General features: G+C 69.8%; 23 protein-coding genes. 7 read left to right on the forward strand and 16 right to left on the reverse strand.

Annotation, left to right across the window (positions count from 1 at the left end):
- Window positions 1-50: 50 nt before the first annotated feature.
- Complete coding sequence (locus I2W78_RS13485) at window positions 51-905, reverse strand: hypothetical protein (protein WP_307783683.1); 855 nt, start codon at window positions 903-905, stop codon at window positions 51-53.
- Window positions 906-1,217: 312 nt separating this feature from the next.
- Here I2W78_RS13485 and I2W78_RS13490 point away from each other — a divergent pair, with 312 nt between their 5' ends.
- Entirely contained in the window at window positions 1,218-2,912 is a 1,695-nt protein-coding gene (locus I2W78_RS13490; protein ID WP_196459842.1) for a chitinase, read from the forward strand.
- A gap of 246 nt (window positions 2,913-3,158) precedes the next feature.
- The gene (locus I2W78_RS41380; protein ID WP_307783685.1) at window positions 3,159-3,887 is read left to right on the forward strand and encodes a chaplin; all 729 of its coding nucleotides are present in this window, start codon (window positions 3,159-3,161) and stop codon (window positions 3,885-3,887) included.
- Between the two features lie 349 nt (window positions 3,888-4,236).
- Here the strand turns inward: I2W78_RS41380 and I2W78_RS13500 are convergent, their stop codons facing one another.
- Both I2W78_RS13500 and I2W78_RS13505 read right to left on the reverse strand, forming a co-directional pair.
- A complete protein-coding gene (locus I2W78_RS13500; RefSeq protein ID WP_196459846.1) occupies window positions 4,237-4,515 on the reverse strand; it encodes a hypothetical protein in 279 nt (92 codons plus the stop codon).
- Between the two features lie 74 nt (window positions 4,516-4,589).
- The gene (locus I2W78_RS13505) at window positions 4,590-5,234 is read right to left on the reverse strand and encodes a hypothetical protein (protein ID WP_196459848.1); all 645 of its coding nucleotides are present in this window, start codon (window positions 5,232-5,234) and stop codon (window positions 4,590-4,592) included.
- Between the two features lie 531 nt (window positions 5,235-5,765).
- Between I2W78_RS13505 and I2W78_RS13510 the strand changes: the two genes are divergently transcribed.
- Window positions 5,766-6,140 carry a hypothetical protein gene (locus tag I2W78_RS13510; RefSeq protein WP_230885432.1) on the forward strand — a complete coding sequence of 125 codons (375 nt, stop codon included), beginning with the start codon at window positions 5,766-5,768 and terminating at the stop codon, window positions 6,138-6,140.
- Window positions 6,141-6,360: 220 nt separating this feature from the next.
- Window positions 6,361-6,639, forward strand: a complete 279-nt coding sequence (locus tag I2W78_RS13515) for a hypothetical protein (RefSeq protein WP_196459852.1) — start codon at window positions 6,361-6,363, stop codon at window positions 6,637-6,639.
- A 159-nt stretch (window positions 6,640-6,798) separates the two neighbouring features.
- Here the strand turns inward: I2W78_RS13515 and I2W78_RS13520 are convergent, their stop codons facing one another.
- From I2W78_RS13520 to I2W78_RS13545, 6 genes are all read right to left on the reverse strand, one after another.
- Entirely contained in the window at window positions 6,799-7,137 is a 339-nt protein-coding gene (locus I2W78_RS13520) for a hypothetical protein (protein ID WP_196459854.1), read from the reverse strand.
- Between the two features lie 276 nt (window positions 7,138-7,413).
- Entirely contained in the window at window positions 7,414-7,650 is a 237-nt protein-coding gene (locus I2W78_RS13525) for a hypothetical protein (protein WP_196459856.1), read from the reverse strand.
- A 150-nt stretch (window positions 7,651-7,800) separates the two neighbouring features.
- Entirely contained in the window at window positions 7,801-8,142 is a 342-nt protein-coding gene (locus I2W78_RS13530) for a hypothetical protein (protein ID WP_196459858.1), read from the reverse strand.
- An 86-nt stretch (window positions 8,143-8,228) separates the two neighbouring features.
- Window positions 8,229-8,474, reverse strand: a complete 246-nt coding sequence (locus tag I2W78_RS13535; RefSeq protein WP_196459860.1) for a hypothetical protein — start codon at window positions 8,472-8,474, stop codon at window positions 8,229-8,231.
- 178 nt (window positions 8,475-8,652) lie between these two features.
- The gene (locus I2W78_RS13540; RefSeq protein ID WP_196459862.1) at window positions 8,653-10,137 is read right to left on the reverse strand and encodes a condensation domain-containing protein; all 1,485 of its coding nucleotides are present in this window, start codon (window positions 10,135-10,137) and stop codon (window positions 8,653-8,655) included.
- A 137-nt stretch (window positions 10,138-10,274) separates the two neighbouring features.
- Window positions 10,275-11,618 carry an MFS transporter gene (locus I2W78_RS13545; RefSeq protein WP_307783686.1) on the reverse strand — a complete coding sequence of 448 codons (1,344 nt, stop codon included), beginning with the start codon at window positions 11,616-11,618 and terminating at the stop codon, window positions 10,275-10,277.
- A gap of 192 nt (window positions 11,619-11,810) precedes the next feature.
- Here I2W78_RS13545 and I2W78_RS13550 point away from each other — a divergent pair, with 192 nt between their 5' ends.
- Together I2W78_RS13550 and I2W78_RS13555 are read left to right on the forward strand one after the other, a co-directional pair.
- Window positions 11,811-12,317, forward strand: coding sequence for a SigE family RNA polymerase sigma factor (locus I2W78_RS13550; protein WP_196464542.1), 507 nt, complete (start codon window positions 11,811-11,813; stop codon window positions 12,315-12,317).
- A gap of 56 nt (window positions 12,318-12,373) precedes the next feature.
- Window positions 12,374-13,651, forward strand: coding sequence for a hypothetical protein (locus I2W78_RS13555; protein WP_196459864.1), 1,278 nt, complete (start codon window positions 12,374-12,376; stop codon window positions 13,649-13,651).
- Window positions 13,652-13,654: 3 nt separating this feature from the next.
- On the opposite strand, the gene I2W78_RS13560 is transcribed toward I2W78_RS13555, so the two are convergent.
- From I2W78_RS13560 to I2W78_RS13575, 5 genes are all read right to left on the reverse strand, one after another.
- Complete coding sequence (locus I2W78_RS13560) at window positions 13,655-14,974, reverse strand: Nramp family divalent metal transporter (protein WP_196459866.1); 1,320 nt, start codon at window positions 14,972-14,974, stop codon at window positions 13,655-13,657.
- A gap of 111 nt (window positions 14,975-15,085) precedes the next feature.
- Window positions 15,086-15,580, reverse strand: coding sequence for an ATP-binding protein (locus I2W78_RS13565; RefSeq protein WP_196459868.1), 495 nt, complete (start codon window positions 15,578-15,580; stop codon window positions 15,086-15,088).
- A gap of 88 nt (window positions 15,581-15,668) precedes the next feature.
- Window positions 15,669-16,577: an MEDS domain-containing protein gene (locus tag I2W78_RS13570; RefSeq protein WP_196459870.1), complete on the reverse strand. Its 909-nt coding sequence runs from the start codon at window positions 16,575-16,577 to the stop codon at window positions 15,669-15,671.
- Window positions 16,578-16,638: 61 nt separating this feature from the next.
- Window positions 16,639-16,788, reverse strand: coding sequence for a response regulator transcription factor (locus tag I2W78_RS40425; RefSeq protein WP_230886170.1), 150 nt, complete (start codon window positions 16,786-16,788; stop codon window positions 16,639-16,641).
- Window positions 16,740-19,040, reverse strand: a complete 2,301-nt coding sequence (locus tag I2W78_RS13575) for an ATP-binding protein (RefSeq protein ID WP_230885434.1) — start codon at window positions 19,038-19,040, stop codon at window positions 16,740-16,742. Before I2W78_RS13575 ends, I2W78_RS40425 begins: the two co-directional genes overlap by 49 nt.
- A 340-nt stretch (window positions 19,041-19,380) precedes the next feature.
- Between I2W78_RS13575 and I2W78_RS13580 the strand changes: the two genes are divergently transcribed.
- Window positions 19,381-20,733: a M14 family metallopeptidase gene (locus tag I2W78_RS13580; RefSeq protein WP_196459872.1), complete on the forward strand. Its 1,353-nt coding sequence runs from the start codon at window positions 19,381-19,383 to the stop codon at window positions 20,731-20,733.
- On the opposite strand, the gene I2W78_RS13585 is transcribed toward I2W78_RS13580, so the two are convergent.
- Complete coding sequence (locus I2W78_RS13585; protein ID WP_230885435.1) at window positions 20,730-21,251, reverse strand: hypothetical protein; 522 nt, start codon at window positions 21,249-21,251, stop codon at window positions 20,730-20,732. The two genes, I2W78_RS13580 and I2W78_RS13585, sit on opposite strands and share 4 nt — an antisense overlap.
- Before the next feature lie 34 nt (window positions 21,252-21,285).
- Window positions 21,286-22,851: an AAA family ATPase gene (locus I2W78_RS13590; protein WP_196459874.1), complete on the reverse strand. Its 1,566-nt coding sequence runs from the start codon at window positions 22,849-22,851 to the stop codon at window positions 21,286-21,288.
- Between the last annotated feature and the right edge of the window lie 39 nt (window positions 22,852-22,890).

Raw genomic sequence — 22,890 nt, forward strand, 5'->3', positions numbered from 1 at the left:
TCGTTGGGGGGTGGGGTCGAACGGGTCGGGGGTCTCGTCGGGGCAGCGGGTCACCCCGCAGGGAGCTGGAGCTGGTTCTCGTACGACGGGGCCGTCGCGGAGCAGAACACGCACCGGTCGCCGATGACGTCGATGCCGCACCAGTGGCAGCTGTTCCGGCGCACCGAGCCGACCAGCTGGTAGAGCACCGACAGGTCGGGCAGATAGGTGCAGAACTCGATCAGCTTGCCGGTCCCCCACCAGCCGGCGGACTCGGCGGGCAACGGGACCTCGCGCAGGCCCTGCACGCGCCAGGACGGGGCGAGCGCGGCGGTGACCCAGTCGGACTGGAGCTGCCCCCGGGCGAGCAGCATGCTGGTGCGGAACTCCGGTCCTTTCAGCCGCGCTTCGGGGCCGATCCGGACCAGCTGCGGCTCGGGGTGGGCGATCACCCCGAACTGGCTGCCCGGGACCCAGGACTTGGCGTGTGACGTGAGGCCGACGGGGACGGGGACGCGGTCGAGCCGGGCGACGGAGCCGAGGAGCGCTCCGGCGTGGATGTAGTGGGTGAGCAGCCGGCCCGCCGAGGCGAGGACGCCCGGGCTGAGGTCGCAGGAGGCGAGCTGTCGCAACTGGCGGGCCAGGACGGCGAGTCCGAGCGGGGGCAGTTCGGGGCGGAACAGGGCGATCCGGTCGCTCTCCAGGATGGAACGGACGGTGTGCAGCCGCCGCTCCACCCCGGCCGGAACGGCCCGTGAGCACACGACGATCACATGCCCGTGCGCTTCGATCAGGGCCTGCAGCTCGGTCAGCACATGGTCCAACGGGCGTCGGTCCACCTCGTGCAGGACGACGGCGGGCAGGGTCCGGTCGTCCTGCGCCGGTAGCGCCATGTCGGCGCTGGTCACGGCAATGGCTGTTGGCACGCGCAGCTCCCCGTTTCCCACCCAAGTCCGGCCCGCCGGCGCAACTCTCGTGCACCGAGACGACTTCACTGCGTGACTACCTCAGCACTGTATCCACGCCTCCGTGACCGGTGAACAGCGTTTCCGTAGCCGGACAGCAACTCTCATTGCACAAGACACGCCAAATCGGGGCAGGGGGAGCATCCCGACCGAACCCAAAAGAGTGCGGCGCCCGCGGGCGGCACTTCGGCGAATTGGCCTGGACCTCTTGACAGTTGAATTGGTCTGGACCAACTTCGTCAGGGAAGACCCCACTCCCCACCGGAGGCCCCAGTGGACCGCGCACGCAGACGCAGACGTACCCGCATCTGGTCGGGAGCGGTGACCGCCGCCCTGGCTCTCACCGTGTCGACGATCGGCCAGGCATCCGCCGCGGACATCAACAACGCCAGGAACGCCGGCTTCGAGTCCGGCCTGAGCAACTGGACCTGCTCGGCGGGCAGCGGTACGACGGTCTCCTCGCCGGTGCACGGCGGCTCGTCCGCCCTGAAGGCGACGCCGGCCGGGCAGGACAACGCGCGTTGCACACAGACGGTGGCGGTGCAGCCCAACTCGACGTACACACTGAGCGCGTGGGTGCAGGGCGGCTACGCCTACCTGGGCGCGACGGGCACCGGCACGACGGACGTGTCGACGTGGACCCCCGACTCGTCCACCTGGAAGCAACTGTCGACGACCTTCACCACCGGCTCCTCGACGCGCTCGGTGACGGTCTACACGCACGGCTGGTACGGCCAGGCGGCGTACTACGCGGACGACGTCTCGGTGTTCGGCCCCGACGGCGGCGGAGGCGGCGACCCGTCCCCCACGATCCCGGGCGCACCGACGGGCGTGTCGGTCTCGGGCACGACGTCCTCCTCGGTGTCCCTGTCCTGGAACACGGTCTCGGGCGCGACCGGCTACAACGTCTACCGCGACGGCACGAGGGTGACGGCGGTGACCGGCACGTCGGCGACCGTGACCGGGCTGGCGGCGTCGACGTCGTACACCTTCCAGGTCACGGCGACCAACGCGGCGGGCGAGTCGCCGAGGTCGGCGGCGGTGACGGGGACGACGGCGCCCACGGGTGGCGGCGGCTCGAACGTCCCACGGCACGCGGTGACGGGCTACTGGCAGAACTTCAACAACGGCGCGACCGTGCAGCGGCTGTCGGACGTGCCGGGCCACTACGACATCATCGCGGTGGCGTTCGCGGACGCGACGGCGACGCCGGGGGCCGTGACCTTCAACCTGGACTCGGCGGGGCTGGGCGGCTACACGGTGGACCAGTTCAAGGCCGACCTGCGGGCGAAGCAGGCCGCCGGCAAGAAGGTCATCATCTCGGTGGGCGGCGAGCTCGGCCGCGTCGCGGTGAACGACTCCGCCTCGGCGACGAACTTCGCGAACTCGGTGTACTCGCTGATGCAGACGTACGGCTTCGACGGCGTGGACATCGACCTGGAGAACGGCCTCAACGCGACGTACATGACGCAGGCACTGCGCTCGCTGTCGGCGAAGGCGGGCCCGTCGATGGTGCTCACGATGGCGCCGCAGACGATCGACATGCAGTCGACGTCGAACTCGTACTTCCAGACGGCGCTGAACGTGAAGGACATCCTCACGGTCGTCAACATGCAGTACTACAACAGCGGTTCGATGCTGGGTTGCGACGGCAGGGTCTACAGCCAGGGCTCGGTGGACTTCCTGACGGCCCTGGCCTGCATCCAGCTGGAGAACGGCCTCACCCCGTCCCAGGTGGGCCTCGGCGTCCCCGCCTCGACGCGGGCGGCGGGCAGCGGGTATGTCTCACCGACCGTGGTGAACAACGCGCTGGACTGTCTGACGCGCGCGACGAACTGCGGCTCCTTCAAGCCGCCGCGGACGTATCCGGACCTGCGCGGGGCGATGACGTGGTCGACGAACTGGGATGCGGCGAGCGGTAACGCGTGGTCGAACGCGGTGGGGCCGCACGTGGACGCGCTGCCGTAGTTCGTGTGCTTGCTCGGCGCCGGCCGCGGGTTTGAATGCGGCCGGCGCCGTGGTGAATTTCGGTTCCGGATTCCCTCATCCAGCTTCTCCCGATTGGCCAGAACGCCTGAGGACTAGTGCCCAGGGGTGAGCTGGAAGGCGCCACCCATAACTCTGATGGTTTACCTGCGTTTTATGAGGTGCGGGCGAGTGCCCGCGTGATGTCAGGAAGGCAGGAAACCTATGAAACGGGCTACCCGAAACGGTGTGTTCGCCGTCGCCGCGTCCGGCGCGATGGCCATGGCGCTCCCGGCATGCGCCGCCCTCGCGGCCGACGGAGCCGACGCCAAGGCTGCGGCGGCCGGCTCGCCCGGGCTGGTCTCCGGCAACGCCATCCAGCTCCCGGTACACCTGCCGGTGAACATCTGCGGCAACACGGTGAACGTCGTGGGGCTGCTCAACCCGGCCGCGGGCAACACCTGCGCGAACAAGAGCAAGGCCGACGGCAAGAAGGCCACCGGTGCGAAGGCCGACAGCACGAAGGACAGCGGCGGATCGGCCACGTCCGGCGGGGCGTCGGCTCAGGCTCACACCGCCGATTCGCCCGGGTTGATTTCCGGCAACGGCATCCAGCTCCCGATCGATCTGCCGGTGAACGTCTCCGGGAACACGGTCGACCTGGGCGGCCTGGGCAACCCGGTCTTCGGAAACCAGTCGGTCAACGGTCCCGGCGACGAGCCCGACCAGACCACGACGCCCCCGGTCAAGAACACCCCGACGCCTCAGGCTCCGGAGCCGCAGGCCCCGAAGCCCCGGGCACCGAAGCCTCCGACCCACGTCCAGTCCCAGCCCGACCCGCGTACCCCGGACTTGACGTCGCCCACGCTGGCCCACACCGGAGCGGACCTCATGGCCCCCGCCGTCGCCGGCAGTACCGCGCTTCTCCTCACGGGTACGGTCCTGTACCGCCGCTTCCGCCCGGTCCGCACCCGCTGACCCGACGCCGTACCGAATGTTCTGCGGATCAAATCGGCGACTTCAAGGTGATGTTGTGTATCGGTGCATATAAACCGCTGATTGAAGAAGACGGCTGTGGTGGTGTTCGTTTCCCGCGCCGCTGCCACAGCCTCACCGCCCCTTTCGTTACCGAGTAGGTGACTCCCGGGGCGCAGCGTCGTTAGAAAGATGCGTTCCCTTCGCGAGACGGGCCCCGGAAGTGATGGCGACTTCTTCCGGGGCCCGTTACGTGTTCAGCTCTGTCGTCCCGACGCTACCGGCACTGCAAACGGAAACGACTCGCACAGACAGTGGTCTGTGCGAGTCGCAGCGAGTGGTGCCGGGGCGTTCAGAGCGCCTGGCTGTTGCAGCCCATGTCCGAACCGAGGTGGTTCTGCTGTGCACCCGGGTTCCCTTCGCCGTTCAGCAGGTTGCCCGCAAAGCCGGTGAGGGCGCCGACGCTGCCGATCAGCTCGACGTTCATGTCGTGCGAGCGGCACTCGATGCCCTGCGTGATGTCGAGGTCCTGCCCCAGGTCGTCCTCCGCGAAGGCGGTGGTGGCGGTGCTGAGGGAGCCGACACTGCCGAGGATGGCGCCCACGAGGACTGCCTTCTGGAACGTACGCATTGGTTCTCCGTTGGTCGAGCTTGATGGGTTCTGCGAACGGTGGAGCGGGGATTGCGGGCGACTGCCAAGAGGCGTCAGCCGAGTCGGGGAAGCCCCAGTTGACCGACGGGCGGTGCCGCGATCTGGCCGAGGCCGACCGGCGACAGCCCCGGTGCGCTCGGCGGCGAGAGAAGCGGATTGACGATCGGATTCACCTGCGGGTTGATCTGCGGGTTCACCTGCGGGGCGACGCTCATCGGCGGCTCCGGCCCGAACGCCTGGGGTACGCCTACCTGCGGGGCGACTTGGGGCATCACCTGCGGCATGACCTGCGGCACGACGTTCGCCGGCGGCGCGGGGGCGGCATAGGCCGGCTGCGCAGGCGCGGCCTGCTGCTGGTACGGGGCGGGCTGCTGCTGATACGGCGCGGGCTGCTGCTGATACGGCGCGGGCTGCTGCTGATACGGCGCGGGCTGCTGCTGGTACGGGGCAGGCTGCTGCTGATACGGCGCGGCCTGGGCCTGGGCCGTGCCCTGAGACGAGGCCGAGGCGGAGGCGGCGGCGTGTCCGGTCTGCTGTGGTGCCGGCGGGGCGGCATGCGCGGCCGGGTAGTCGGGAGCGGACGCCGGAGGGGCACTGCCGTGTCCGACTGGAACATCGGCATGGCTCGTGCCGGCGCCGATGGCGGACAGACCGCCGGCCGCTGCCACAACGAGCGCGGCCTTGTGAAGCTTGCGCATGAAACCCTCGGCCCTTCGATACCTGAAAATGGGAAATCCATTGCGTTCAGTGCGGTCACGCGTGCAGTCGGCGCGATACTCGCACTGCACCGTCAGCAGCGGTCCATCCTGAGTAGCACGCGGACTTCGCATCGCTGCCCTCTCCCCGTGGAACGAGGATTTCCTCTCGCTGGTCACGGCAGGCGACGTACCGTCACCCATTTGCCGCCCCCAGTAAGGGAGTTGAGCGGACCGGCACACCCCCTTGGGGCAAATGGGTGACCAAGGCCCGGCGCCCGTATCCGGGTTCGCGTCGACCTCGTTCCCCACGGGGCAAGAACGGTGGCCCATCGCAGCCACACCAGGCAGCAGAACAACCACAACTGCGCTGCCTCATCAGCATTTCACCAGGTTCCATGCACAGGTCAATGAAGGGCCGAGGGTTCCATGCGCAAACTTCAGCAAGTCGCGCTCGTCGTCGCAGCAGCCGGCGGTCTGTCCGCTGTCGGCGTCGGCCCAAGCTCCGCCGTCACTCCGACCCACAACGGGGCTGTGCCGCCTCCCGTTTCGCAGCCGGACGCCCAGGCCGCCGCGGCCACCTCTTCGCAGGCGTCCGTGCAGACCTACGGCACGCCGCCTGCGCGGCAGGCCGCTCCGCAGCAGGGCACCTCGGTCAGCCCGCAGGTCAATCCTCAGCTGAACCCGCAGATCAGCCCGCAGATTTCGCCGCAGGCGACCCCGCAGAGCGGGCAGGGCGCCGACGTGCACCAGAACAACTTGTTCCGTCCGTACCAGGAGTGCAGCCCGCAGAACCTGCTGGCCGCGAATGTCCCGGTCGCCCTGCTCGCCGCCTCCCAGACCCGGGGCGTCGACTGCACCCAGGCCAACAGCCAGGCGAACTCCCTCGCCAGCGCGCAGGCGCGGTAGCGCTCGCGGACAGCCAAGGGGCGACGCCCCGCACGGGCCCTTTCGACGGTTTGCCGCGAATGGGCCCGTTCTCATGCGATGCGACTTTCGAGTGCTCCTTGTTACGCGACCACAAGATCGGCGCGCCGCTGCCCGTTTTGCCGGTATTACGTACTAATCTCCCGTAAGTGTAAAAGTCGATCTTCCACAGATCGCACCCACTCACTCCACCGGAGATGACATGCGTAAGCTTCGCAACGTTGCCGTCCTCGTCGCCGCGCTCAGCAGCATCGGACTCGTGGGCGGCACGGCCCACGCCGACCAGGGCAAGGACGGCAAGGATGGCGACAAGTTCCACGTCTCGCAGAGCTCCCAGTGCAAGTCGCACGACCTGAACCTTGACGTCCTCGGCGCGGTCGGCCTGCTCAACGGCCTGCTGGACCTCAACGGCGAGGGCAGCAACGGCTCGCAGAACACCCACCTCGGCTCGACGATGGGCTGCAACAACAGCGCCTTCTGAAGTTCCGGCAGGCGCGGCGTCGCCAGCCAATAAATGGTCCCGGCACCTGGCAACGGTGCCGGGACCATTTGCGTGCCGGAAGAGGGTGCGCAGCAGTCGGCTCTCCAAAAGGAAATGCCGGACCGGGAGTGTTCCCGGTCCGGCATGTGCCGACAGCGCTCAGAAATCGAATCGCGGCTTGACACCCTCGGGCAGCTTCGCCGTATTGGAGCAGTCCACGACGGACCCGCCGACAGACGCGTCGGTGAGCAGTTGCTCATCCTTGAACACCACGTTCGGCCGGTCGGCCGTCGAGCACTGCTGCTCCTGCCGGAGAATGTGCTCGCGGCCCTTGTCGATGCGGGTCTCGCTCTTGCGGATGCACACGGTGCCACCCTGCGCGGTGCTCTCGCAGTCACCCAGGTGTCCGTCTGCGTATGCGTGCCCGGCGCCGACACAGAGGGCGGCGAGACTTCCGACGATCCCCGAAATGGCGGCGATCTTCTGCGGAGTGAACATGTGCTGCATTCCTTTACGACGCAGGCCCGGGCGCCAGTGTCATTGACCGGTGTGCGCCCGGGCCGAGATGGTGGAAACCGATCGTTCTGCGCCTGGACGCGCTGTCACCCGCGCCCGACGGCGAAACTTGCCGCAGCCCGGACGCATCTGACGAACCGTCGCGCGTCCGGGCTGCCCTCACCACGGGTGTCACAGCACCGTGCGATGCGTTTCAGGCTTCCGAAGAAGGCCGATGCACCCGTGATGGCGCCGAGGGGATGAACCCTCGGTACGTCTTTACTCGCCCTCGCCGTGCTGGCCGTAGTCCTCTTCGGGCTCGGCGTGCTTCTGCTCCTCCGGCTGCTCCTCCGGCTTGGCCTCCGGCTTGGCAGCCTCCGGCTGGACGTAGTAGCCGCCGCCGACGGCCACGGCGTTGGCCGACGAGTTGGCAACCGCGGTGATCGGCGGGTTCGCGTCGCCCTCGCCGGCGAAGCTGATCCCGGCACCGAAGGCGGAGAGCCCTGCGATCGCCACGGCTACGACTGCAGTACGCTGCAACTTAAGCATGTTTGTCCCTTTCGTGTCCGGGCATGAGGCCCGGCTCGACTACTCAGTGTGATCATATACACACATTTCGTCACATCTCGGGATCTACACTCCGGGTGTCGCGTCTGCCTCTCGTACTCAGCTCAGCAGGCCGAACGGCTCCTGTGCACCGTCAGCCTTCTCGGGCGCTCCCGATGTCGTGGGGGAACAGGTCACCTCGGGCCCGACCCGCACCGTCCCGGAGCCCAGGGCCGCGGGCAGGGTGAAGGGCTGCACCGGCATGCAGGTCTCCTGGTGGGGCACGACACCGTCTTCGGGGATCCGGCCCTCGATCAGTTGGCTGCAGGTGTAGTTGCCCAGGAGGTCACGGGTGCAGGGCTTTGGATTTCCCCCGACGTACGCATGAGTGATGCCGGTGCAGATCACGGCGAGGCCACCGGCGAGCACCGACACAGCCGCGATCTTCTTCCTGCTGAACATGTGATGCGCCTTCCTTCTAGGGGGTGCCCGGCGCGCTCGGACACCGGGCGCGCCGGGCTGCGTCTTCGGCGATGACGCCGCTGAGCTCAGCCAGTGAAGGCGGAGTTGTACTGGCCGCAGGTCGTGTCCATGGTGCTGGCGAGACCGAGCACACCGATCGGGACGTCGTTCTCGGACACCGTCTGCGGACTGCACTCCTGGTAGGGGCGGTAGAGGTCGTACACCTTCGATCCGCTGTCGGTGGTGTCGGCGGTAGCGGTGCCGGCGCCGACGGCGGACAGGCCGCCCGCCGCCGCCACTGCTGCGATCACGACCTGCTGAAGCTTGCGCATGGAACCCTCGGTTTTTCGCTCGTATATCAAGGCTGATTGCCTACCGTGACTGAACGAACGCTATCAGTAACCAAGTGGGGCTTTCCACACTACGCATCTCCCGACAGACATCGACTCGGAGCATCACCGAGTGGAAGCAATTGGCCGTATAAAAGGCTGGGTTGCTCGGCATATGACGTCACGTCATATGAACAGGCGTCGGGTGTGACTCGGCGTCCGCGCCAGCACGGCTGGGAGGGAGAGAAGTCACCTGCCGAGAATGCCAATTCCGTGACTCGAAAGCGTCGCGCGCGGGTGCGGAGAGGATCAGGTCCCGCAGCCGCTCGACATATCGCCGCACGTTCTTGTAAGCGATGTCGGTGTCCGGGTAGCGGCAGGCGAACCACAACCCCTCGTGCAGCCGGTTGACCCATGCACACACCTGGTCGCCGTACGAAACGCGGATCAGCCCGTACGCCTTTTTCTCGGTCCAGCGGGCCGAGCCGGGAAGGGAGCGGGCATCAACATACGAGACGATCGAGTACATGTCCGGGGAGGTCGGGCGGAAGTCCGTGCCGAGCAGACTCAGTACGCGGGCCAGTGGAATGCGCGCCAGTGACCGGTTGGCCCGCAACTCGGCGCGGACCGTGTTCAGCGCCCCGTCGAAGTCCCGAGCCGCGGGGACCTCGATGGGTGCGCCGCCGACGTACCAGCCCACGGAGTCCGACCACGCGGACTTCAGCCGGGTGTGGAACGGCACGACCGTGCGGTAGACCGGCTGCCCGCCGAGTTCGTGGACGATCAGACTGGTGGCGGCCAGGATGCCCACCAGGCTGCCGCCGTAGGGCCGGCAGCGCGCCTCGAACGCGGCGGCGGCGTCCGCGTCGACGAGCGGCTCACACACCAGTTTCTGGGCGGGCAGGACGTCACCGGGTCGCAGACCTAGGTCGACGGGAAACTCCGGCAGCCTTCCGTCGCACCGGCCGATGAACTCCCGCCAGCGCGCGACGATCCTGTGTGTGTCGTCGATTCCGTCCGCGTTCGCCCGCTCCTGCTGGCAGAAGTCGACGTAGCTTCCGGCAGGTGGACCGATGACGGGCCGCCCCATGACGCCCGCGGTGTACAGCTCGTGGATTTCGTCCGGGATGCGTTGCAGGGAGTAGGCGTCGACATTGGTGTGGTCGAAGGCCATGTACACGCTGGTGGATTCGTCGCGGACGACCGCGGCATAGATGAGGTTCGGCCAGCCGAGCGCGTCCGCCGCGACGTCGAATCGGTTCTGCAGGTACCGGACAAGCGCCTCCGTGTCGACGAAGTCGCCGATCACCTCGCGCCGCAGTGACACGTCGTTCTCGCGCAGTGTGAACCGGTGCATGTCGTCGCCGGTCCACCTGAAGCCGCTGCGCAGGGTCTCGTGACGCAGCGTCCAGCCGCGCAACGCCCTCTCCAGTGCGTCGAGGTCGGCGCGGCCCGGCAGGTCGAACGCGGTGCCGAGCCATGTCGGTACGAACAGTCCGTCCTCGCGCACCGAGCGCGCCGTCCTGATGTGCGACTCCTGGATGTATGCCGGTGGCCGCGGATCCGGCGGCAGTGCTGCCGCGGCCGCGATGGTCGCCTTGCTGAACGTCCACTCGACGAGCTGTCCGGGCCGGACCTCACAGCGCTGAATGTCAGAAATTCGCACGGTGGCGTCTCCTTCGCAGAAGACACCAGCTTGATCAAGAGGTGGCCGTGCGCGCGCGGTGATCGCTGTGTCGCAGGCTTTTCATCGACACGTGTGACACCTCGAACGTTGAAGCGATTTCGCAAGGTTGACCGACATCAAGGCAGGGATGGCCGACCTTCCGCTGTGAGGAGGGCCGGGGTCGTGTCGCGGCGGCCGCCCTTCACCAGGGGGACCAGTGAGATCGCTGCCGCGCCGAGGACCGCCGTCACCGCGAACGTCGTGAAGCCCAGACCCGCGTTGCCGCCGGCGAGGACGACGCCACCGACCGTCGGGCCGACCACCGCGCCGGTGCGGCCGATGCCGGTCACCCAGCCGAGGCCGGTGGCGCGCTCGCTCGGGGCGTACACGCGGGACGTGGCCGCGTAGACCATGACCTGCGCGCTGAACAGCCAGATGCCGGTGAGGAAGACGACGGCGTACGCGGCGCCGAGCGGCAGCTCGGTGCGCAGGACGAAGGTGCCGCAGGCCGTGAGGACGAACCACAGCGCCGACACCTTCACCGGCCCGAACCTGTCCGCCGTACGGCCCGCGATCAGCATGCCGACGATGCCGCCGGCGTTGATGATCATCAGGAAGGTGACCGAGGAGGAGAGCGAGTAGCCCGAGGCCCGCATCAGTTCGGGAAGCCAGGTCGAGACGCCGTAGACCAGGAGCAGGCCGGCGAAGGAGGCGATCCACAGCAGCGGCGTCGCCCAGCGCGTGCCGGGGGCGAACAACGCGCTGATCGCCGACAGGCGGCCCTTGGCTCCTGCCTGCGGCGCCTGGGTCACGCCGGGGCGCGTCAGGCCGAAGCGGTCGGCCACGGCGTACGCCTCCTTCGTGCGCCCCTTCGCGAAGAGCACACCCGGCGACTCCGGCAGCCACTTCAGCACCAGCGGCACCGCGATCACCGCCGGCAGCACCCCCGCCCAGAACACCCAACGCCAGCCGTGCTCGGGCGCCACGGCCAGGCCGATGCCCGTCGCCGCCATGCCGCCGGCGTGGTACGAGGTCATCATCAGGCCGGTCGCCAGGGCCGCCCGGCGGGGCGGCGCGAACTCCGCCACGATCGCCAGGCCGATCGGCATGAGGCCGCCCAGCCCGAGGCCCGAGACGAATCGGCCCGCGCCGAAGACCGCCGCGCCCGGCGCCATCGCGCACAGGGCCGAACCCAGCGAGAAGAGCACCACGCTGGCCGTCACCAGCGGCTTGCGGCCCAGCCAGTCGGTGAGCGTGCCCGCCGCCAGCGCGCCGATCAGCATGCCGAACGTGGTCCAGCTGCCGATCGTCCCGGCGAGCGCGGTGCTGAAGCCGAGGCTCTCGTCGGCGAGCAGGTGCGGCATGGTCGCGCCGTAGATGTTGACGTCCATGCCGTCGAAGAAGACGGCCAGCCAGCACAGGGCGATGACGACACCGACGGTCCTGAAGGAGCGGTCGGGAGGGGACGAGGTCGATGCCACGGGTCGCTCACTTTCTACTGCCGCTTGTTCGTCCAGTGAAAACTGCTTCACTTGTGGCGGTGAGTGTTCCCCTCTGCCCCGCTGTGTCAACGGTTTCGGCACCCCCGAGAACGGGCCCCGGAAAGCTGTGAAACATTTCCCCGGGCCCACCGCATCAATGAGGTGACGGGCGCCGACTACGGGGGGGAACAGATCATGCAGGTCCGGCGGGACGAGTACGCGGAGTTCGCCGCGGCGCGCGCGGGGCACCTCTACCGCTCCGCCTGCCTGCTCACCGCCGGTGACACGTATCTCGCCGAGGACCTGGTGCAGGAGACCCTCGGGCGGCTGTACCTGAGATGGGGGCGCGTCCGTCGCGCCGAGAATCCGGCGGCGTACGCGCAGACCGTCCTCACCCGCACCTTCCTCGCCCAGAAGCGGCGGCGCAGCAGCACCGAGCGGGCCACCGACGTTCTCCCGGAGACGGCCGCCGCCAGCGCGGACACCACCCTGCGGCTCACCCTGTTGCAGGCGCTCGCGCGGCTGCCCGCCAAGGACCGGGCGGTCGTCGTACTGCGCTACTGGGAGGACCGCAGCATCCAGGAGACGGCCGACGCGATGAACGCCAGCCCGGCCGCCGTCCGGACCCGCTGCTCCCGCGCCCTCGCCCGGCTGCGGGAGTTGCTCGGTGAGGACCTCGCCGAGTACGCGGCCACCTGACCTTCGCCCCCTTCCCCGTCTCACTTCACCCCACCCTCACGAAACGGTGATTCGCCATGCCCACAGGACACCAGGACGACCCCTTCGAGGACCGGCTCGGCGCCGCCCTGCGGCAGACCGGGGACACCTTCGACACCGACCGCCCCGCCCTGATCGCCGTAGGCCAGGCCCGCGGGCGCAAGCTGCGGCTGCGCCGCCGGGCCGCGGTCGTCGGCGGCGCGGCGAGCATCGCCCTCGTGGGCGTCGCCGGGGCGCTGGTCCTGCCGGGGAACGACAGCGGGAAGGTCACGGACGCCGCCGGGCAGCGGTCCGCCGGCTCCGGACGTACGCCTTCCGCGCCCGCCTCCTCGATCGCCCCGCAGGCCTTGTCCGCCGAGGACATGATCGCCACGCTGACGCGGTTGCTCCCCGAGGGGAAGGTCAGCGGGGCCGAGGGCTGGGGCGGCGGGGGTGAGCTCCCGATGCCGTCCGTGCGGCTCGTCTTCGACGACGGCAAGGGCGGCGGCGCGATCAGCGTCGGGCTGAACCGGGTCGAGCCGGGCAGCCAGATGGCCCGGGAGGCCGTCACCTGCCCGGACAAGGTCTATGTCCCGCACGACGGCTGCACCACCAGCCGGCTGTCCGACGGCTCGATGCTCATGCTCTTCCAGGGGTACGAGTATCCGGACCGCCGCGTGGACACCAAGCTGTGGCGGGCGGAACTCGTCACCCCCGAGGGCGAGCAGGTCAGCGTGAGTGAGTGGAACGCCGAGGCCGAGAAGGACGCGCCGATCACCCGGCCCGAACCACCGCTGTCCCTCGAACAGTTGAAGAGCATCGCCACGGCCGAGGAGTGGCGTGCCGCCGTCGCCGCCGTCCCTGAGAGCCCCGAGGGCACCCCCGAGACGGAGCCGGAGATGCCGCAGGGGGTCGACGGCGCCGCGATCCGGAAGACGCTGATCGAACTGATGCCGAAGGGGGTCGAGGTGGTCTCCCAGGGCGGCCAGGAGAGCGAGTTCGGCTATCTCGTCGTCGATGACGGCAAGGGCCGGAGCCTGGTCCAGGTCAACGTGCAGCCCAACATGTCGGACGTGGCCGGCGACCTCTACGGCGGCGCGGAGACCCTTCCCGACGGCACGCTGGTCACCACGCGGCAGGGCAACGGCGACGACAGGGTCGCAGGGATCCTCATGTGGACCGCCGACACCATGCGCGCCGACGGCTTCCGTGTGGTGATCAGTGCCTTCAACAGCGGCGCCCAGAACACCCCGGCGACCCGCGAAGCCCCCGCCCTCACCATCGAGCAGCTCCGCGAGATCGCCCTCGACCCGAAGTGGCCCGCCCTGCTCAAGTGACCGCTAGAAGAAGTCCGCCCACGGCTGGTCCCAGATCTGCTTCACGCACAGCACCAGGAACAGCAGCCCCGCGATCACCAGCATCCCGTTGCTCACCCAGCCGTTGCGCCACTCCCTGGGCGTCCGGTCGGTGTTCAGCAGCCAGATCAGCGTGCCGGCGAGGAACGGCAGGAACGCCGCGCCGAGGACGCCGTAGATGATGACCAGCCGGAACGGCTGGCCTTGGAAGAGCAGGACCATGGGCGGGAAGGTCAGCCACAGCAGGTACGCGCGGAAGGGCCAGGAGCGTTCCCGCTCGCCCGAGGCGATCTCCTCGCCCTTGGTCTGCGTTCGTTTCCGGTAGCGCGCCACGAAGTCCGCGAACATCAGGCTCACGCCGTGCCAGACGCCGATCAGGGAGGTGAAGGAGGTGGCGAAGAAGCCGATCAGGAAGAACTTCGCGGTCGCCGTGCCGTACTCGTCCTCCAGGATGTCGCCCAGCTGGATCAGGCCCTTGTCGCCGCTCTCGATGGCGATGTTCGCCGCGTGCAGCAGCTCGGCGCCGACGAAGAGCATCGCGACGACGAAGACGCCGGTGGTGGCGTAGGCGACCCGGTTGTCCAGCCGCATGACCTTCATCCAGCCGGTGTTGGTCCAGCCCTTGGCGTTGACCCAGTAGCCGTACGCGGCCAGCGTGATGGTGCCGCCGACGCCGCCGATCAGGCCGAGGGTGTTGAGGATGGAGTCCTTCTCGTCGGGGAGGACCGGCAGGAGGCCCGCGAAGGCGTCCCCCAGATTCGGGGCGACCCGGATCGCCAGGTACACCGTCACCACGAACATGACGCCGACCAGGACCGTCATGACCTTCTCGAAGACGGCGTACTTGTTGAACCAGACGAAGACCAGGCCCACGAGACCGCAGGCGATGCCCCACCACTTCAGGTCCATCACGTCCGGGAACAGCGCCTGCAGCGGCAGCGCGCTCGACGACATCGCCGCCGCCCCGTACACGAAGCCCCAGATCACGACGTAGACCACGAAGAAGTACGTGGTCCAGCGGCCCAGGCTCGCCCAGCCGTCGAACAGCGTGCGCCCCGTGGACAGGTGCCAGCGGCCCGCCGCCTCCGCCAGCGAGATCTTCACCAGGCAGCCGATGATGGCGGCCCACAGCAGGGTGTAGCCGAAGTTGCTGCCCGCGATCAGCGTCGCCACCAGGTCGCCGGCCCCGACTCCGGTTGCCGCGACGACGATTCCGGGGCCGATGTACTTCCAACTCGCCTTGCGGGGAACGGGTTGGGGCTGTCCGTCCTGTGGTGCCGCTGGGGTTCCTGTGGTGTCCGCCATGCCGATCACCAAAGCTCAAAGAAGCGGAACCGGCAAGAGGGCGTGCGCAGAGGTGGAGGGGACGGCCTCGGGCGGCACAACGAACCGCCCTCGGCCAACCCCAGCGGCGTGCTACGACTGTCGCCGACCGCAGCCGTCGCACGCGCATGTGCCGAGCTCGAACCAGACGGTCTTGCCCGGCCCGTCCTGGTGGCAGCCCCAGCGCCGGGCGAGCGCCTCCACCAGGAACATCCCCCGGCCGCTCTCCGAGGTGCCCGCGTCGAGCACCTGCGGGACCCGCCGGCCGCCGTCGGAGATCTCACAGCGCAGCACGCCGTGGGCGGCGGACAGCGTGAGCCGGAAACGGCTCGCGGCGTGCACCAGGGCGTTGGTGGCCAGCTCGCTGACCAGCAGCTCGGCCGTGGCCACCAGGTCCTCGCCGATGCCGTCCCGGTCGGCCAGGCCCCAGCCCTCCAGCTGCCGCCGGACCTCCGCGCGGGCCTCGCGGACGGCGGACGGACGCGGGTCGTACTCGACGCTCGAGTGGCCTGCTCTTATGGGTGGTTGAGGATAGGCGCCGTACCGGGGGTCGGGGTCCGGGCGGCCTCCCCCGGAGAGTTGCAGCATGTCTTCAGAGTGGTGCGTATCGGGTCCGGTGCACACGGGGAGGACTACCTGTTTCCATACCTGCGCGGGGGTGCGCATACGGATGCGGCTACGCGTACTGCAGGCGTACGACCGCGCCCGCGTCGTCGTCGCGTACGTCGACGTACGCGCACACCTGCCGGGCGAACCACAGCCCCTGACCGGGGGCCGGCTCGGTGGCGGGTGGCGGCACGAAGCCGGCCAGCGGGTCGTCCACGCGGCGCGGTGAGCGCAGCTCGCAGACGCAGGCCGGCGCCTCGCCCCACAGCAGGACGTGGCTGACGGGGTCGAGCGGGGCGGCGGCCTCGGACACGGCCGCGGCGAACAGTTCGGCGTCGGCGGCGGGCAGCCCCTGACCGGTGGCCCAGGTGCGGACGGCGTGCGGTTCGGGCGCGGTCAGCGGGAGCGCCTCGCGCGGGGGCGGCGGCAGGGGTACGGCGTCCAGTTCGGCGGCGATGAGCAGCGGGTCCTCGTAGACGTCGGTGCCGGGGTGGGTACGGCGGGCGGCGGCGACCACGGCCGGGCCGGCGGTGCGGGTGTCGTAGGCGCACAGGGCGGTGGTCGCGAGGGGGGCGAAGAGAAGGTTGGCGAAGGCCTCGTAGCGGATCCACTCGCTGCTCTCGCGGGCGGAGCGTCCCGCGCGGCCGCCCCAGTCGGGTTCCATCAGCAGGTGGATACGGCCCTGGGGGCCGGCGTGCGCGGCGAGGTAACCGGCGCCCTGCGCCACGGCGTTGGCGGCGGACCCGGTGTACCACTCGGTGTGCGGGACGAAGCCGACGCGGCGGGCGTCGGCGCCGAGGGCGTCGCGGAGGAGGTCGAGCCTGCCGGGGGCGACGATGGCGACGGGCGGGGGCTCGTCGGGGGCGGCGAGGCCCTCGGCGAGGAACGGCAGGGCGGCGGCGACGAACTCCTCGTCGGTGGCGAAGACGGCCATGCGGTGGTCGAAGGTGCCTTGGGCACTTGCGGGTGGGGTGGGCATGGGGGTTCCTGTCGGTCGTGTGGGTGTGGGTGTGGGTGTGGGTGTCGGTGTGGGGGTGCGGTCAGCGTTGTGCGGTGATCCAGGCGGCGATCTGGCTGCGATTGCTGAAGCCGAGCTTGCTGAGGATGCGTTCGACGTGGCCTTCGGCGGTGCGGCGGGCGATCACCAGGCGGTCGGCGATCTGCTGGTTGGCGAGGCCTTCGGCGACCAGTTCGGCGACCTGTGTCTCGCGGCGGGTGAGGCGGGCGCCGGGCTGGGGGCGCTCGTCGGGGGCTGTTCGGGGCCGGGCTGTTCGGGGTGCTCGTCCAGCGCGTGGCCGACGATGCCGGTGAGGCCGAGGCCCGCGCCGTACTCGTACGACCGCTCGTAGGCGGCCGCGCCGAGCGCCTCGCGGGCGCGGGTCTCGGTGCCGCGGCGGGTGGCGTCGAGGGCGGCGGAGCCCCAGCGGTCGCGGTCGACGTCGGCCCAGATCCGGTCGGCGCCGCCGAGCAGGACGGCCGCGCGGTCGTGGGCGCCGCTGTGGGCCGCGATCTGGGCGAGCAGGTCGAGGGTGAGGCCGATGCCGGTGACGTCGTGGACGGCGAGTTTGAGGCGCAGGGCCTCGCGGGCGTGCCGTTCCGCGCGGCGGCGGTCCTTCTTCACGGTGTGGGCGAGGGCGAGCATGCGGTGGACGTACGACAGCACCCACTCCTCGCCGTGCCGCTCGCACAGCCGACGGGCCTCCTCGCAGACCGCGATGGCCTGGTCGGCCTTGCCCAGGAAGCCGAGCGCGCAGGCGAGTTCGACGCGGTCGAGTCCGACGAGGCTGAGGTGCTGGCCGGGGACCCGGCCGCGCTCGACGCCGGCGCGGAAGTGGGCGAGGGCGGCGTGCAGGTCGTCGCTGAACAGCTGGATGACGCCGAGCACGTACTCGGCGTGCGCGGCCTCGGCGTCGAGTCCGAGCCGCCGGGCCAGCGCCCGCGCCTCCTCGGCCCGTCGACGTCCCCGGGTGAGGTCCTCGGGACAGCCGGCGAGCAGCCCGGCGACCCACAGCGCACGGGCGCGCTCGGGCGTGGGCTCGGGGCTGGCGTCGAGAGCCCGCTCCAGCCAGTACCGCCCCTCACGGGGCGCACCACAGGCATGCCAGTAGAACCAGAGGGTCCCGGCCAGCCGGAGGGCGGCGAGGGCGTCTTCGGGGGTGGGGTGGGTGTCGGTGGCAGCTGTGCCGTCGTCCACGGTGCAGGGGTCGTCGCCAGGAGTCGGGCGGGCCCCCCTCAGGCCGAAGGCCAGGGCCGTGCGGAGGTTGTCCTGGTCGGCTCGTAGGCGGGCCACGATCTCGCGTTGGCCCGGGCCGAACCAGGCCCCTTCGCAGGCGGCGGCCCGCTGCTGCATCCAGTCCCGTTGGCGGCGGCGGGCGGCGAGTTCCTCGCCGGGGTGTTCCCGGAGCCGCTCCAGGCCGTAGTGGCGCAGGGTGTCGAGGAGGCGGTAGCGCACGCCGTCGGGGCCGGGCTCGCGGCACAGTACGGACTTGTCGAGCAGGCCGGCCACGGCCTCCAGCACGTCGTTCGACCGGACCCGCTCACCGTCCGCGCACACCGCCTCCGCCGTCTCCAGGTCGAAACTCCCGGCCAGCACCGACAGCCGCGCCCACACCGACTGCTCCCGCTCGGTGCACAGGTCGTGGCTCCAGTCGACGGCCGCGCGCAGCGTCTGATGGCGGGGCAGGACCGCGGGACTCCCGGCCGACAGGAGGCGGTAGCGGTCGTCGAGGCGTTCCAGGAGCTGCTCCACCGACAGCACGCGCATGCGCACGGCGGCGAGTTCGATGGCGAGTGGGAGGCCGTCGAGGCGTCGGCAGAGGCGGGCGACGGCGGGCCGGTTGGCGGGGGTGAGGCGGAAGCCGGGGACGACGGCGGCGGCCCGGTCGGCGAACAGGGCGAGCGCCGGGCCCGGTTCGGCGGCGGACAGGTCGCCGTCCGGATCGGGCACGGGCAGGGGCCGTACCTCCAGGAGGTGTTCCTCGGTGAGGCCGAGCCGGTGGCGGCTGGTGGCGAGCACCCGGACGCCGGTGGTGCCGTGCAGCAGCGCCGCCGCCAACTCGGTGCAGGCGCCCAGCAGATGCTCGCAGTTGTCGACGACGAGCAGCAGCCTCCGGTCCCGTACCTGCGCGATCAGCGCGTCCAGTGGCGGCTGCGCGGAGTGGTCGTGCAGTCCGAGGGCGTCCGCGGCGGCGACCGGTACGAGCGCGGGGTCGTTGAGGCCGGAGAGGTGGACGACGCGCACGCCGTCGGGGAAGGCGCGCGCGACGCGGGCCGCGATACGTCCGGCGAGCCGGGTCTTGCCGACGCCGCCGGGTCCGGTGAGCGTGACCAGACGGGCTCGGGCCAGCAGTTCGCGGCCTTCGGCCAGTTCGGCCCGCCGGTCGACGAAACTGGTCGTCTCGACCGGCAGCCGGACGTCCCGTCGTGGCGCTGATCCGCCCATGATCAGCCAGTCCTTGGGGGGTGGGTGGGGTCCTGTGCGCGAACTTCACTCTTCCCGGACGCGTACATATATGCACGCGACGGTCACACCCGCGGGTGCTCTTTGCCGGGGACCCGTTCCGGCGGGGGTGGCCCGCGTACACTGCGCGGCCCTCGCGCGGCCGTTTTGCGCCGGTTCAGGGCGCCACTTCGAAGTTGAGACTTGACCTGGCCATGCCAGAAGCCCACGATGAGCGCCACACCCGCACCAGCACGTCGTACGTCGCACGGAAGAACCACCCCCACAGCTCCACTCCCCACTTCCGGAGACCCCGGAATTCCTGGAGAACCAAGGAGATTTCATGCGACTTCGCATCCGCGGCTCAGGCGTCCGAAGCGGCAGACGCACCGCCGCCCTCGCCACCCTGCTGGCCCTCGCCCTCGCGGCCCCGATCTCGGCCACGGCCACCGACGCCACCGCCGACGGCGCGGGCAGGGCGGCGGCCTCGGCGGACGACATCCGCCAGTACGAGATCCACACCCACTCAAGCGCCAAGGACCGTACGGCGATCCAGCGGGCGGGCGTGACCGTGGACGAGGCCGACGACCACACCGTCGTCGTCTCCGGCCGGGCGGACCAGATCAGGAAGCTGCGCTCACAGGGCTACGAGATCACCCCGCTCGGCGCCGTCCCCGACCGGTCGGCCGGCGAGGACGACGTCCGGCTCTTCGACTTCCCGTCCGCCGACTCCCGCTACCACAACTACGCGGAGATGACGAACGAGATCAACTCCGTCGTCGCGGCGAACCCGAGCATCGCGAGCCAGCGCGTGATCGGTACGTCGTACCAGGGCCGGAACATCGTCGCCATCAAGATCAGCGACAACGTCGGCACGGACGAGGCCGAGCCCGAGGTGCTGTTCACCCACCACCAGCACGCGCGTGAGCACCTCACCGTCGAGATGGCGCTGTATCTGCTGCGGGAACTGACGTCCGACTACGGCTCGGACTCCCGTGTGACGAACATGGTGAACAACCGGGAGATCTGGATCATCCCCGACCTCAACCCGGACGGCGGCGAGTACGACATCGCCACCGGCTCCTACCGGTCGTGGCGGAAGAACCGGCAGCCCAACTCCGGTTCGTCGTACGTCGGTACGGACCTGAACCGGAACTGGAACTACCGGTGGGGTTGCTGCGGTGGGTCGTCCGGCTCGCCGTCCTCCGACACCTACCGTGGCTCGGCGCCCGAGTCGGCGCCCGAGGTGAAGGTCGTCGCCAACTTCGTGCGCAGCCGTGTGGTGGGCGGGACGCAGCAGATCAAGGCGGGGATCGACTTCCACACGTACAGCGAGCTGGTGCTCTGGCCGTTCGGGTACACGTACTCCGACACGACCACCGGGATGACGGCGGACGACCGGAACGCCTTCGCCACGGTGGGGCAGAAGATGGCCGCGAGCAATGGCTACACGCCGGAGCAGTCGAGCGACCTGTACATCACGGACGGGTCGATCGACGACTATCTGTGGGGCTCGCAGAAGATCTTCGGGTACACGTTCGAGATGTATCCGAGGTCGGCCTCCGGGGGCGGGTTCTACCCGCCCGACGAGGTGATCGAGCGGGAGACGTCCCGTAACCGGGATGCGGTGCTTCAGTTGCTGGAGAACGCGGACTGTATGTACCGGTCGATTGGTAAGGAAACCCAGTACTGCTAGTCGTCGTCCTCGGCGTCCGCTTCGAAGTACGCGTCCAGTACCGCGTCCAACTGCTCGTCCCAGTCCCTGTGCTGCGACCGCGACTTCGCCTCGATCTCGATCGGGTACCAGCGGCGGTCCGGCGTGTGGACGGTCACCGTGAACCGCTTGCCGAAGCGCGGTGACTCCGTCTCGATCGCGCCGATCTCGTCCCAGCGGAACTCGCAGCTCTCGTCGTCGAGGCTGAGGCGTACGCCCCGGGCGTCGGCGACGATACGGGCCCGGCGGTCGGCGGCCTCGAACTCGGGGCCGTCGGCCGCCTCCTGCTCCGGTTCCTCGGCCTCCTCGGCCTCGGGCTCCACCGCGTCGGAGGCCTCCTCGGTGGCCTCCTCCTCGACCGGCGCCGCATCCTCGGGCTCGGGCTCGGCGGCCTGCTCCGGGCCGGTGAGCCCGGGGATGTGGGCCGGGTTCATCCCGGCGTCCATGGGCTGACTGCTCGTACCTATGCGCTGCTCCACAGCGGGCAGTATGGCGGACATTGCTGTGCCGTGGGGCGCCGGGGGCGTCAGAGGTTCACTCGTCCATGAAGACGATCCTCCGGGACGGGGTGGCCGCGCCCGCCGCCGCGCTCGCCACCGGACGGCCGGCCGGGACCGCGCGCTCCCGGCCCCAGGCGCGGATCTCCTCGATCTGCTCGGGGTTGACCCGGCTCAGCGGCACCGTGTTGGCGAAGGTGTCCAGCACGAACGACGGCTTCAGGCGGTCGGCGCCGCCCAGGCGGTACGCCTCCTCCCCCACGTCGTGCAGGGTGGACTCGATGTCGGAGCCCGCGAAGCCCTCGGAGAGGTCGACCAGCCGGTCGACCTGCTCGGGCTCGGGGTCGGTCCTCAGATAGCGGCGGTGGTACAGCTCGATGATCTCCCGGCGGTCCTGGCTGTCGGGCAGGTCGACGAAGAACAGCTCGTCGAACCGGCCCTTGCGCAGCAGCTCCGGCGGCAGGCTGCGGATGTCGTTGGCGGTGGCCACGACGAAGGCCCGTGACCGGGACTCCTGGAGCCAGAACAGGAACTGCCCGATGATCCGCTGCGGCACGCCGGACATGTCGTCCTTGCCCGCGAGGCCCTTCTCGATCTCGTCGATCCACAGGATGCAGGGCGCCACCCGGTCCGCCATCGCCAGCGCCTCCCGGAACCGGCCCTCGGACTCGCCCAGGTACTTGCCGTGGATGCTGGCCATGTCGAGCCGGTAGAGCGGCAGCTGCCACTCGTGGGCGATGGCCTTGGCCGACAGCGACTTGCCGCAGCCGGGTACGCCGACGAGCAGTACGCCCCGGGGCGGGCGGAGTTCGGTGTCGCGCAGGTCGGCGTGGAGCATGCCGTGCTTGCGCCGCAGCCACTCGCGCAGGCTGGTCAGTCCGCCGACGGTGTAGTTGCTCTCCTTGAGCTGGACGCGTTCCAGGCCGGTTAGATTGCTGAAGATGCGGTCCTTGGCCTGGGCGAGGCCGAGGACGTCGGCCTTCAGGATCGAGCCCTTGGCGGCGATGGTCGCCATGAGGTTGATGCACTCGGCCTCGGTGACACCGCTGAGGAACTCGGCGGCGCGCCGGGTGTCGTCCTCGTCCCACTCGATGGGGATGTGGCCCCGGTGGTCGCCGAGGAAGCCGGCCAGGGTTTCGTACATCTCGTCGGCGTTCGGCAGGTCCAGGTGCAGGCTCATGCCGAGGCGTTGCAGGCCGCTCCAGATGGGGGCGTCCGTGATGACGACGATGCTGCCCATGTTGTTGTCGGCGAGCCGGGCGAGTTCGGCGATGTGCCGGGTGACGGGGGTGTCGGAGTCCAGGTGGTCGGGGTCGACGAGGACGATCGTGGCGTTGGCGCGGCTGCTGAACTGGGCGGCGGCGAAGTCCATGGCGCCGGTGAGGGAGCGGTCGTCCTGGACGGTGGCGTTGGTGCGGAGGTCGCGGAGGCCGGTGGCTCTGGTGTAGATCCAGAACGGCATGCTGCTGCGGCGGGGTTGGAGGGCGGCATCGCGCAGGAGGCGGAGGGCGCGTTGTTGTTCTATGGTGCGCATGCCGATCACCGGGACGCGGGCGGAGATGTAGCTGTCTAGGTGGTGGAGGCTTTCGGTGTAGTTCGACATGGGGGCCTTCGGTTCGATTTTGGGTGCGGGTGCGTGGGG

The organism is Streptomyces spinoverrucosus, assembly GCF_015712165.1.
Lineage (GTDB): Bacteria > Actinomycetota > Actinomycetes > Streptomycetales > Streptomycetaceae > Streptomyces > Streptomyces spinoverrucosus_A.

Bases quoted from the DNA above. Each gene is read 5' to 3' on its own strand.
- I2W78_RS13500 (WP_196459846.1), bottom strand. From the start codon at position 4,515: ATGCGTACGTTCCAGAAGGCAGTCCTCGTGGGCGCCATCCTCGGCAGT.
- I2W78_RS13505 (WP_196459848.1), bottom strand. From the start codon at position 5,234: ATGCGCAAGCTTCACAAGGCCGCGCTCGTTGTGGCAGCGGCCGGCGGT.
- I2W78_RS13515 (WP_196459852.1), top strand. From the start codon at position 6,361: ATGCGTAAGCTTCGCAACGTTGCCGTCCTCGTCGCCGCGCTCAGCAGC.
- I2W78_RS13520 (WP_196459854.1), bottom strand. From the start codon at position 7,137: ATGTTCACTCCGCAGAAGATCGCCGCCATTTCGGGGATCGTCGGAAGT.
- I2W78_RS13530 (WP_196459858.1), bottom strand. From the start codon at position 8,142: ATGTTCAGCAGGAAGAAGATCGCGGCTGTGTCGGTGCTCGCCGGTGGC.
- I2W78_RS13535 (WP_196459860.1), bottom strand. From the start codon at position 8,474: ATGCGCAAGCTTCAGCAGGTCGTGATCGCAGCAGTGGCGGCGGCGGGC.
- I2W78_RS13555 (WP_196459864.1), top strand. From the start codon at position 12,374: ATGCCCACAGGACACCAGGACGACCCCTTCGAGGACCGGCTCGGCGCC.
- I2W78_RS13560 (WP_196459866.1), bottom strand. From the start codon at position 14,974: ATGGCGGACACCACAGGAACCCCAGCGGCACCACAGGACGGACAGCCC.
- I2W78_RS13565 (WP_196459868.1), bottom strand. From the start codon at position 15,580: ATGCTGCAACTCTCCGGGGGAGGCCGCCCGGACCCCGACCCCCGGTAC.
- I2W78_RS13570 (WP_196459870.1), bottom strand. From the start codon at position 16,577: ATGCCCACCCCACCCGCAAGTGCCCAAGGCACCTTCGACCACCGCATG.
- I2W78_RS13575 (WP_230885434.1), bottom strand. From the start codon at position 19,040: ATGGGCGGATCAGCGCCACGACGGGACGTCCGGCTGCCGGTCGAGACG.
- I2W78_RS13580 (WP_196459872.1), top strand. From the start codon at position 19,381: ATGCGACTTCGCATCCGCGGCTCAGGCGTCCGAAGCGGCAGACGCACC.
- I2W78_RS13585 (WP_230885435.1), bottom strand. From the start codon at position 21,251: ATGTCCGCCATACTGCCCGCTGTGGAGCAGCGCATAGGTACGAGCAGT.
- I2W78_RS13590 (WP_196459874.1), bottom strand. From the start codon at position 22,851: ATGTCGAACTACACCGAAAGCCTCCACCACCTAGACAGCTACATCTCC.